The following is a 2,829-nucleotide window of genomic DNA, read 5'->3' as shown; positions in this document are numbered from 1 at the left end:
TGATTACAGCCAAGAGATTTTACCATCCTTGCCATGTTTTTTACCACTGTTTGCCAGGGGATTTACCAGGCAGCGCCAAACATGTTTACCAATGTATAAAAACCCTACAGATTAACAATTTAATAATCTTGTAGGGCTTTTAATCCAAATTGATTACCTTGGGCTATTACGATAGTGGTCGGAGATTATTTTTCTAGATCCTTCACAAATATCTTGTTCGGTCCAGTTATTGGGATAGGGCTCTTCTCCATAAATACTTAAAAGCTTTTCTTTTAATTTCTCGGGGAAAGGGACCCAGTTTGGATAACCTACCCAATAATAGTATTCTTCGACTTTTTGAATTTCCTCTCTTGTCAATATGGTCATGTTTTCATTACCTACCTAACCCATGACGTTCACGCATTGATACTTCTCCGTCTAGTAAAATCTGATAGGAGTCATGTATTATGCGGTCCAAGATAGCTTCCGCAATCGTTTCATTTCCTAGCTTTATATGCCACCCGTTAGGGTCGATTTGGGAACAGTAAATTGTCGAACCAACTTTATGACGTGCCTCTGTAATTTCTAATAGAATAGCTGATTCATCCGTTGATAAATCTGTTAATAGCCATTCATCGAGGATGAGTAAATCTACTTTCGTATATTTTTTTATGCCCTTTCGATAACTTCCGTCAGCTGCCAATTTTGCAAGTGTTAATTCATCTAGTAATTCCGGTAAACGAATGTATTTGACATCATAGAACTGTCGACAAGCAGATATACCAAAAGCAGTTGCTAAGAATGATTTCCCTGAACCAGTGGGCCCCTTTAAAATAATATTGTGCCTATCATGAATATAGGTGCCGCTAGCTAATCTTAGTATCAACGCCTTATCTAATCTTCGATCCTCATGATATTCCATGTCTTCTATACAGGCTTTAGAGTTTATAAAAGTCGCTGTTTTAATTAATCTTTGAAGCTTATTACTCTTACGGCGAGAATGTTCTAAATCGACGAGTAAACTAAAACGGTCTTCAAAACTCATTTTTTGAAAATCTTTATTCGATGATTGTTCTTTATAAGCCTCCGCCATACCGCCTAATTTCATTTCGATTAGTTTACTTAATGTTTGCTCATTCATCATTTATCCGATCCTCCATAATAAGAAGCTCCACGAGTAAAACCATAATTATTATTGCTGATTTCCGTTTTCCTTTTCAGTTCTTGCTCGGCATCATTCTTTTTATTGTTCTTCAATATTGTTTGAATGCTTTTGACCGTCGGTCTTTGAGTCATAGAAATTACCATTTTACAGGCACGTTCAATTTCATATTTTGTATAACGACGGTCAAACTTTTTCAACGAAAATATGGACTGTAAACCCAATTTTTCAGTCTGAGAAGTATCAAGAAAGTACCGAATCACACTTAAGGTTGATGCCCCGATATTCTCTGCCCATTCGATAGCTGCTTCAGGTGTTTGGTCAACAAACAGTTTATGGTTATCAGGCATATGGTCACGAATAGTGGCATACTGACCGAATTTCCCATATAATCGTTTATGAGATGCTACTCTCATATGATTGAAAAAGACCTCTATGAGGTCGTCTGAAACTTTCACCTCAACTTCTCGATTTATGTATTCATATGGCACAGAATAAAACATACTATCGATAGAAAGGTGATAGTTTGGGCCTACAGTTGCCTTTTTCCATTCAGACATTTTATAAGTTTGGAGTGGAAGAGGAGAAAGCGCAAATTTCTCCTCTTCTTCGAACGCAGAAAAACGCGACCCATTTTTCCGAGTAAAAGGGCGTTTATTGAATTCCTCTAATTTTTTCCGAACTTCTTCGTTCAATTCTTCGATACTGAAACAATATGTGTTCCTTAAAGCTGCGATAATCCATGTAGATATAATTCCAACAGAACCTTCAACATTAGCTTTGTCCCTAGGTTTTCGAACCCGTGCTGGCATTATGACAGTATTGTAATATTCTGCCATCTCTTTGTACGCAGGATTTAATATCAATTCACGAGTTGTATGCTTCGTAACTCCTGTTTTTAAGTTGTCAGGAACAATAATTTGGGTAACTCCACCGAAGTACTTATAGGAATTATTGTGAACCATTATCCAAGAATGCAAATCCATTGATAAGCTTGCTTCCGCATATGAAAACTGGCTACACGGCAGTGTAGCAACGAACATATAAGCCTTTATCTTCTCTCCGGTATCCCTATCGTAAATAAAAGCCGTGGATCCTGCCCAATCGACTTCCATGATTTCACCTGGTTTTCTTCGAATACGCAAAGTTGCTTTGTATTTATCAGCGTAATTGCTATAATGACGCAAAAAACTACGATAAGAGTAAGGGATTTTCTTTTTCGCCCTACATTCAGCTTCATACTCATAATGAAGAAGCGAAAGTGTCACATTAGGCTTTGCCAATTCTTCATGGATGTAGTCAAAATTCAAGGGATATCGACCTGAAGCTTCTAGCGTCTTCTCAGGAAAGAGAAATTCCTCAATCCATTTATCCGTCATATCTTCCTCTAGCGGACAGACTAGTCCCTTCTTTTCGGCAAGGTTGATGACCTCTGTTATTTTTTGGCGAGAGTTTCCAGTACTTGAGGATATTCCTCTTAGACTAATCCCCCCATCGTGTAATTCCAATATCCTTCGATAATGGATCATAAAAAAATACCTCCCATAAAATAGTGTCATACCGTTGGTATGCACACTAATCATACAGGAAGTACTTATTGGTAAATGCCTTGTCACAAAGTGGTAAATTTCTTGTCACTAATTGGTACAAACAATGTCACTAGTGGTACATTTGGGTGGCTGTATTCA

At 37.6% G+C, this 2,829-nt stretch carries 2 protein-coding genes; both read right to left on the bottom strand.

Annotation, left to right across the window (positions count from 1 at the left end):
• Positions 1-373 precede the first annotated feature (373 nt).
• Complete coding sequence (gene istB / locus HHO41_RS21910) at positions 374-1,123, bottom strand: IS21-like element helper ATPase IstB (protein ID WP_211171275.1); 750 nt, start codon at positions 1,121-1,123, stop codon at positions 374-376.
• Positions 1,120-2,670 (bottom strand): IS21 family transposase, encoded by a 1,551-nt coding sequence (gene istA, locus HHO41_RS21905; protein WP_169102701.1) that lies wholly within the window; start codon positions 2,668-2,670, stop codon positions 1,120-1,122. The genes istB and istA overlap by 4 nt, the downstream gene beginning before the upstream one ends.
• Between the last annotated feature and the right edge of the window lie 159 nt (positions 2,671-2,829).

Origin of the sequence: Bacillus sp. DNRA2 (assembly GCF_012843265.1) — a bacterium.
Lineage (GTDB): Bacteria > Bacillota > Bacilli > Bacillales > Cytobacillaceae > Bacillus_BU.
This window is presented reverse-complemented; position numbering and strand designations above follow the sequence as displayed.

Excerpts from the sequence above, each read along its gene's own strand:
- istB (WP_211171275.1), bottom strand. The coding sequence starts at position 1,123 with ATGATGAATGAGCAAACATTAAGTAAACTAATCGAAATGAAATTAGGC.
- istA (WP_169102701.1), bottom strand. The coding sequence starts at position 2,670 with ATGATCCATTATCGAAGGATATTGGAATTACACGATGGGGGGATTAGT.